The sequence below is a fragment of the Mycobacterium sp. genome (genome assembly GCF_052144515.1).
Taxonomy (GTDB): domain Bacteria; phylum Actinomycetota; class Actinomycetes; order Mycobacteriales; family Mycobacteriaceae; genus Mycobacterium.
In genome coordinates this window covers 1-6,414 of record NZ_JBKQQD010000501.1, presented here as the reverse complement: position 1 = coordinate 6,414, position 6,414 = coordinate 1, and the positions used below count along the sequence as shown (strand labels likewise).

Annotated in this window: 9 protein-coding genes, 1 tRNA gene and 1 pseudogene; 3 read left to right on the top strand and 8 right to left on the bottom strand. The window is 62.9% G+C overall.

The window, feature by feature from the left end; all coding sequences use genetic code 11:
- Window positions 1-54 precede the first annotated feature (54 nt).
- The 3 genes from ACLP9N_RS33885 to ACLP9N_RS33875 all read right to left on the bottom strand — a co-directional run bounded on the left by ACLP9N_RS33885 (window position 55) and on the right by ACLP9N_RS33875 (window position 1,465).
- Window positions 55-624, bottom strand: coding sequence for a recombinase family protein (locus ACLP9N_RS33885; protein WP_442411486.1), 570 nt, complete (start codon window positions 622-624; stop codon window positions 55-57).
- A gap of 176 nt (window positions 625-800) precedes the next feature.
- Complete coding sequence (locus tag ACLP9N_RS33880; protein WP_442411485.1) at window positions 801-1,088, bottom strand: pyridoxamine 5'-phosphate oxidase family protein; 288 nt, start codon at window positions 1,086-1,088, stop codon at window positions 801-803.
- An 8-nt stretch (window positions 1,089-1,096) separates the two neighbouring features.
- Window positions 1,097-1,465, bottom strand: a complete 369-nt coding sequence (locus ACLP9N_RS33875; protein ID WP_442411484.1) for a hypothetical protein — start codon at window positions 1,463-1,465, stop codon at window positions 1,097-1,099.
- A 125-nt stretch (window positions 1,466-1,590) separates the two neighbouring features.
- Here ACLP9N_RS33875 and ACLP9N_RS33870 point away from each other — a divergent pair, with 125 nt between their 5' ends.
- Both ACLP9N_RS33870 and ACLP9N_RS33865 read left to right on the top strand, forming a co-directional pair.
- Complete coding sequence (locus ACLP9N_RS33870) at window positions 1,591-1,860, top strand: SHOCT domain-containing protein (protein WP_442411483.1); 270 nt, start codon at window positions 1,591-1,593, stop codon at window positions 1,858-1,860.
- A 5-nt stretch (window positions 1,861-1,865) separates the two neighbouring features.
- A complete protein-coding gene (locus tag ACLP9N_RS33865) occupies window positions 1,866-2,462 on the top strand; it encodes a hypothetical protein (RefSeq protein ID WP_442411482.1) in 597 nt (198 codons plus the stop codon).
- A 633-nt stretch (window positions 2,463-3,095) separates the two neighbouring features.
- On the opposite strand, the gene ACLP9N_RS33860 is transcribed toward ACLP9N_RS33865, so the two are convergent.
- Together ACLP9N_RS33860 and ACLP9N_RS33855 are read right to left on the bottom strand one after the other, a co-directional pair.
- Window positions 3,096-3,467, bottom strand: coding sequence for a hypothetical protein (locus tag ACLP9N_RS33860; protein WP_442411481.1), 372 nt, complete (start codon window positions 3,465-3,467; stop codon window positions 3,096-3,098).
- The gene (locus tag ACLP9N_RS33855) at window positions 3,464-4,045 is read right to left on the bottom strand and encodes a hypothetical protein (RefSeq protein ID WP_442411480.1); all 582 of its coding nucleotides are present in this window, start codon (window positions 4,043-4,045) and stop codon (window positions 3,464-3,466) included. The genes ACLP9N_RS33860 and ACLP9N_RS33855 overlap by 4 nt, the downstream gene beginning before the upstream one ends.
- Window positions 4,046-4,865: 820 nt before the next feature.
- Here ACLP9N_RS33855 and ACLP9N_RS33850 point away from each other — a divergent pair.
- Window positions 4,866-5,060: a helix-turn-helix domain-containing protein gene (locus ACLP9N_RS33850; RefSeq protein WP_442411479.1), complete on the top strand. Its 195-nt coding sequence runs from the start codon at window positions 4,866-4,868 to the stop codon at window positions 5,058-5,060.
- Here the strand turns inward: ACLP9N_RS33850 and ACLP9N_RS33845 are convergent.
- From ACLP9N_RS33845 to ACLP9N_RS33835, 3 genes and pseudogenes are all read right to left on the bottom strand, one after another.
- Entirely contained in the window at window positions 5,057-5,527 is a 471-nt protein-coding gene (locus ACLP9N_RS33845) for a tyrosine-type recombinase/integrase (protein ID WP_442411478.1), read from the bottom strand. The two genes, ACLP9N_RS33850 and ACLP9N_RS33845, sit on opposite strands and share 4 nt — an antisense overlap.
- Window positions 5,528-5,564: 37 nt before the next feature.
- Window positions 5,565-5,981 (bottom strand): annotated as a pseudogene (locus tag ACLP9N_RS33840) (site-specific integrase); the annotation flags it as partial.
- Between the two features lie 310 nt (window positions 5,982-6,291).
- A tRNA-Pro gene (locus tag ACLP9N_RS33835) sits at window positions 6,292-6,365 on the bottom strand.
- Between the last annotated feature and the right edge of the window lie 49 nt (window positions 6,366-6,414).

Below are 6,414 nucleotides of genomic sequence, written 5' to 3'. Positions count from 1 at the left end.
TTGCCCGCGACCACTCGAACTGGCGCGGAACTTGAGTCGCGCAGCAGCCCGGAGTCACTCAACGAGCGGCGGGGCCTCGGAGAGGTAGCGGTAGACGGTGGCGCGGGAGACTCCCAGCATCTTCGCGATGTCGCTGGCCGCGATGCCCTTCTCCCGGAGCTGACGGGCTTTGGCAGCGTCGGCGTCGTCGACCTTGCGCGGGCGTCCGCCCTTGCGCCCGTTGGCTGCGGCAGCGGCCAGCCCGGCGCGGGTCCGCTCCATCATGGTGTCGCGTTCAAGTTGGGCGAAGGCGGCCATGATGGTGAGCATGGCTTTGCCCATCGGCCCTTCGGTGTGTAGACCTTCGGTGAGGCTCCGGAATCCGATCCGTCGGGAAGTCAACTGGTCCACGACAGCGAGAACGTGTTGTGTGTTGCGTCCGAGGCGGTCGAGCTTCCAGACGGTGAACACATCGCCTTCGCGAAGATGGTCGAGGCAGGCATCAAGCTCGGGTCGGGAAGCCGTTGAGCCGCTAACGCCATGATCGGTGAAGACGCGTGTCGCCCCAGCCTCACGCAGTGCATCGAGTTGAAGTCGGGGATTCTGGTCGGTGGTGCTGACTCGTGCGTACCCGATCATAGCCATATCGCGCTCCTTTGTCTCATAATCCCATCAGGCTCCCGGTTTTGATACTACCGGTTATGAGATGGGTTTTCAAGACAAGCGATTGAGCCGTTGAGCCAGGAAGCGAGCACACGGCCAGCCGTGAAGTCTCAGTCGCATCAACCCATCGTTTTCGAGACGGGCGGATGGAGGGATTTCTACCCGCGAAGGGTAGCCATCAGGTCGAGAGCTGGCTGCGACAGAGCTACGGCGAAGCATCCGAAGACCGGAACTACGAACGCAACGTCGGGGTGCGCCCGAACGTTTCGCACCTTGCGGGTAGTCGTCCTCGTAGTGACGTAGAGGATTAGGGGCTTGCCCTTCGGGGACACCGCGTAGACCACACCAGTCGCATGCGGGCGACCCTGCTCCGACAGCGTCGACAGGGTGCCGAACGTCTGATGGCGCAACGCCCGCTCAACGGCATTGAAGCCGTTTTGAGTCACCGCTGGCGCTACGGGCGCGGCGGGCTGGGTGCCGTCGTTGTTGGCGACTGACTCGGTCCCATCGTTCCACCCGGCCCCATTTGGCCGGGTCCCATCATTCCGCCCGGTCCCATCATCCCGCCCGGTCCCATCTGACCGCTGTAGCAGCCGTTACGGTCGCCGTCGTAGCCCCGGTGCCAGCCATGATGGCCGCCTGAGGACCAGCCCAAGAAGAACCCCGAGAAGAAGATCACCGCGACGACGAACAGGACACCGGCGACGATGCCCACCCATGCCAAGACTTGACTCAGCCGACTAGGCCGGTCATATCGGTCGTTGTACCGGGGTTGCCCAGTCACGGTGGTCGGTTCGACCCTGGATTCAGGTGTTTCCGTCATTTTTCCCTTGATGCCGCACCCATACCCCCCGAGGGTAGGGGCTATCGGCCCTAGGAAAGGCCGCCGCCCGAGGGCACCCTGACGTTACCTGTTGTTGCCTAGGGAAGCGTTCGGAGGATGCGGCGATGATGTACAACGGCTGGATGTGGGGGAACGGCTGGGGCTGGGCCGGCTGGGTTCTGATGGGCGCTGTGATGGTGTTGTTCTGGGCGGCAGTGATCACCGCCGTCGTCCTCGCCATCCGCTATGTGGGCGGTTCACGCGACACCGCCAGCGGCCCTCCCAATTATGGTCCGTCGCGTCCGGAGGACGTGCTCGCCGAACGCTTCGCTCGCGGGGAGATAGATGAAGACGAATACCGGCGGCGTGTCACGCTGCTGCACGAACACCGCTGACCACGATGGCTAGGTTGACGCGGCGCGGGGCGCTCGCCGCGCTGGGTGCACTCGGAGCGGGCAGTGTCCTAGGTCTGGGGTATGTCCTTCGCGGCATCTTGGAATCCCCCACAACAGGTATCCGCCTCACCAACGTCGACGGGTGTATGGGGGGCGTCGGTATGGCGGACATGAACCTCTATATGGATATGTTCATGCGGCATCGCGAGATCGGCCGCACTGTTGAGGAGATTCCCGGCGGCGTCCGTACCACCACTCAATCGAGTTCACCGGACCTCGCCGCGCAACTCCATACGCATGTATCGAGCATGTACTCCCATCTCGACCAGGGCGTCGAGGTCACCTGTATGAGCCAGACTCTGCCTACCCTCTTCCGAAATGCCAACGGCTACCGCCGCCAGCTGACCATCACACCCACGGGCGTGATCGCCGAGGAAACCGCCGATGATCCCGCCCTGACGGAAACCATCCGCGCACACGCCCGAGAGGTTAGTGGGTTCGTGAACGAGGGAATGCCCGCAATGATGCAGGGGATGATGGGCTGCGGCGGCATGATGGGACCCGGCGGCATGATGGGCGGCGGCATGATGGGTCCCCACTGAGAGGAAGACCACGGGACCACAAGTCACCCGCAGATCTTGTCGAAAGACTCACCAACGCACTCGCTCGCTGGGATGGGCGCGGACCCACGCCCGACGATGACCTCCAGGCGGGCAAGGAGATGGCCTCGGCCGTCATGGCGCTGCTGGTATGGAATACCAAGAACTCATGACGGTCGCTGATGGCTCCAAGGGCGACGCTAGCGGCGACGCAGTCCCAACTCAGCCAGAAGCGCGTACTCAGCCGCGAACGGCTTCTTCCGCTTCGGCCTGCCCCTCTTCGCGTAGCGCCTAATAGGCGCGTCCATAGGCTGGCCCGAACGCCACCGCCGGTAGTGCGTTGTGCACCAGCCACGGGAATGTGCCCGCCGGTCACAGCCAGTCTGCTTGCATGCCATGGTTTCCGCCTATCTTGGATCGCCTGGGGGGGTACCCGACTGCCCTAGCGCCCGGATACGTTCTGCGTGTGATCAGCGCTCTCTCCGGCAAGTTTCAGTCGCGCCATGCAAATTGGCGCAGTGTGGGGGCGTTGTCGTCGGCGTAGAGGTCGACCAGACCTCCCGGCGATGTCGGCGTTGACCTCGGCGGGCAGCACGTTGATGGTTGGCGCGGACGGGCCGGTGCAGTCTGCGGCGGTCATGGCACCCGCCTGGCAGCGTGAGAATGTGCCAGTTCAACCAGCGTGCTGATCCATTGGCGTACGCCACCGATCAGTTCGCCCAGTTCTTCCTCGGGCGTCCTGCCCTGCAGGTTGTACTGCGGGCACACAATGCCGAACTCTAATTCGATGGGACGCCAGTCACCGATCCGCCAGCACTCGCTCATCATGGCGAGCTGGTCCTCGTTGAGCGGCGGCAGGATCAGTGTTGCGGCGCTCTCTGGTGTGCGGTACGTACCGAGGCACTGGTCACTCTTGGGGCCATGCTGGCGGAATGTGCCGTCGCGCAGCAGGGAGATGTGACGCTGGCAGAGTGGGCATTCCGCGCTTCGAATATGGGCTGTGCTCACGCTATCGCTACTTCTGCTTCCTGCGTCTTCACCATCAAGATGTCCCGCGATCCTGGAGTGGGGTTGGTTTTGACCCGACAGTGTCGGGTATCTTGCCCGACAGCCCAGCTTGTGACATGCGGCAACGCATCGTTGCTATTAGCTCTCTTTACAGGAGTTAGAGCTGGTTGTTTGATCGCCAGCGGACGCTTGATCTTTGAGGACTCGCCCGTGTGGTACTGGCACGGCTTGTTGTATCCCCGACGCCGACAAGCAGCAGTGGAGGCCGGGAGGACTAGGCAACGGACGCTTGAGGTTTCATCCAGGAGCTGCAGCTTGACGGCTTTCTTGACGTAGTCGTTCAAGTCCCTGCGGTCCACTGGCTTGAGCGTCCCGTCGAGCTGCGGCTTGCCCAGCAGACTCGCGAGTTCTCCCGGCTGCAGTTGAGTGTGTAGGTTCGGCTCGCTGCGTGCCATAGCGACGGCGAAGACGCGCATCCAGTAGGGCAGATCGGTGTTGTATATTTTCTCCTCCCACCCGATTTGGATGCTCATAAGCCAAGGGGATTCGGTGATGTAGTACTGCGGTGATACTGTCACCGCACGCCACCGCGTGCAGTGCTGCTGAACTCTGCAGTTAGCCACTGGTCCAAGTCGCTCTTAAACCAGAAGACTCGCCCAGCGATCTTGTGGCTGCATGGCCCCTTGTCGGCACCACGCCAGGCGTCGAGAGTGCGCGGGCTGACAGGCACTGTCCTGCTCAGGTATTCGGCTGCGGCGTGCTTGTTAAGCCGTTCATCAGTCATGGTTCTGCCCCAAGGTGGAAACGAGTAGATCGGCGGATTCGCCAGGGAGACATACCGTCTCGTCCTCTGCTCTAAGTGTATCACACAGATCGCTACAATCAGCGGTACAAAGGCAGGCCTTGCGATCACTTACCAAGCATTGCACACGAAAGCGAGCGTGAAACTGGACGAAAACCGTTGAGCTGTGCCAGTTGTGCCAACGTTGGCATGACTGGCATAACTGGCATAACTGGCACAACTGGTGAAAATGGGTCGCTCGGTCACACCCGGTATTGGTTCCGCGACCCGCTGCACGCTCCGGCGAGATTAAGCTCACACTTTTGGCCGGGACGGCCATTCCTGGCCCCTGGGTCGCCCGTAGACAAACGAAAGACTCTGGCAGCCGACGCAATACGAAATGTCAACAGGGGTCAACTGAGGCCCGCTTTCCCGTTCCACGCCCCGAATCGTGTGCTTCTCTATGAGCCATGACCGCAGCGACTACCGACACGGCAGCCGATTACGGCCCTGACCTCGCACCAGTTTCACGCCCTCAGCGGCGTGCTTCTGTTAGAGCCGTGAGTAGCGCACAGCGGCACGAACACGGCTTCCGGCGTAAGGACCATCAGGGTGGAATGAACGAACCGCTCAAACGGGAGCAATCGCTGCTCAGCCTCCCCCAAGCCCTGGCGGCGCTAGGCGGCATCGGCCTCACCCTGCTTTATAAGCTCATCGACACCGGCAGCATTCAGCGCGTCAAGATCGGTCGCCGTGCGTTCATCACCCAGGCGTCCGTTGACGCGTTCGTCGCATCCCTGACGGCCGCCTAGAGGCCGAGCACTCCACTCAGGCCGTCGACTGCTGCACGCGCCGACTGATCCGACCCGTGCCCGTACACGTCCCCGGTGATTGCCACGGAGGAGTGCCCGAGCAGGTCGGAGACTTGCCGGATATGCACCCCGGCTTCGAGCCACGCTGTCGCGGCTGAGTGCCGCAGCGTGTGCGCCCCGACCTTGTCCGCGCCGATACGTTTGGCCGCAGCCTCAACTACCCGCAGTAGGTTTCGCGGTTCGACAACGCGCCCCAGATCGGTCGTGAACACCAGGCCGGTGTCTGCCCACTGGTTGGCTGCCCGCATGCGTTCCTCTAGTTGGGTGACGCGGTGGCGGCGCAGCAGGGCGACCAGGGCCGGTGAGAGTGGGATCGTGCGACGAGAGCGGTCTGTCTTGACTGGGCCGGTCGACAGCTTCCCCGTCGATGCGCTGCACAGTATCGCGCACACGGAGCGTACCGGCATCCAAGTCCACGTCGTCGGACCATCGCAGCGCCAGCGCCTCCCCGCGCCGCAGGCCGGTTGCGGCGATCAGCAGCAGCGCCGTGTGATAACGGGAGCTTTCAGCAGCCGCCAGGAGCTGCGTGACTTGTTGCGGGTCAAGGTGTGCCGCTTCCTTGCGTGCGACGCCTGGTCGTTGCACTGAGGCGGCAGGGTTGCGTGCCAGTAGCCCATCACGGACGGCACCGTCCAGGCCCAGGCGCAGCACGGTGTAGATGCTGCGGATGGTTGAGTCGGCCAGCTTGGCCGACCGTAGCGCCAGGATCAGCTTCTCAACATCGGACGGCCGCAACTTGGCTAGCGGTACCGGGCCGATCACCCCGGCCTCGATGTGTTTGCGGCTCAGCGATGCGTACAGCGACCGGGTTGCTTCCTTGCGATCCGAAGCTGCCAGGGTGGTTTCGCGCCACCGCGCCATCCAGGCGGCAAGAGCCATCTTGTCGTCGTTGGCGGGTGCACCATTGTCGACACGGTCACGAACGGCCTTCGCCTTGTCGCGTACCTCGCGCTGAGTCTTGCCGTAGACGCTCACCCGCTTGAGGGTGCCGTCCCCGTCGAGGTAGGACAGTCGCATCTCCCACGTTCCGTTGGGACGCTTGCGGATATTGCCGATGCCGTTGGCCGTGCGTGTGCCCATGGCGGCGCAGCTTACCCCAATTGGGGTAACAACTGGGGTAAGCGCTGAAATCTGGGTGGTTGCGCCTGGCCGAAAATCCCTCTGACGTGCGTCGGGCTGACAGGATTTGAACCTGCGACCACTTGACCCCCAGTCAAGTGCGCTACCAAACTGCGCCACAGCCCGGTCGCCGGCGAGTGCACCGGCAGCAGGTCGAAAGCCTACCGCAGATGGG

What these genes read in the sequence shown, in the direction of transcription:
- ACLP9N_RS33885 (WP_442411486.1), bottom strand. Translation starts at nt 624, where the DNA reads ATGGCTATGATCGGGTACGCACGAGTCAGCACCACCGACCAGAATCCC.
- ACLP9N_RS33875 (WP_442411484.1), bottom strand. Translation starts at nt 1,465, where the DNA reads ATGACGGAAACACCTGAATCCAGGGTCGAACCGACCACCGTGACTGGG.
- ACLP9N_RS33870 (WP_442411483.1), top strand. Translation starts at nt 1,591, where the DNA reads ATGATGTACAACGGCTGGATGTGGGGGAACGGCTGGGGCTGGGCCGGC.
- ACLP9N_RS33865 (WP_442411482.1), top strand. Translation starts at nt 1,866, where the DNA reads ATGGCTAGGTTGACGCGGCGCGGGGCGCTCGCCGCGCTGGGTGCACTC.
- ACLP9N_RS33850 (WP_442411479.1), top strand. Translation starts at nt 4,866, where the DNA reads ATGAACGAACCGCTCAAACGGGAGCAATCGCTGCTCAGCCTCCCCCAA.
- ACLP9N_RS33845 (WP_442411478.1), bottom strand. Translation starts at nt 5,527, where the DNA reads ATGCCGGTACGCTCCGTGTGCGCGATACTGTGCAGCGCATCGACGGGG.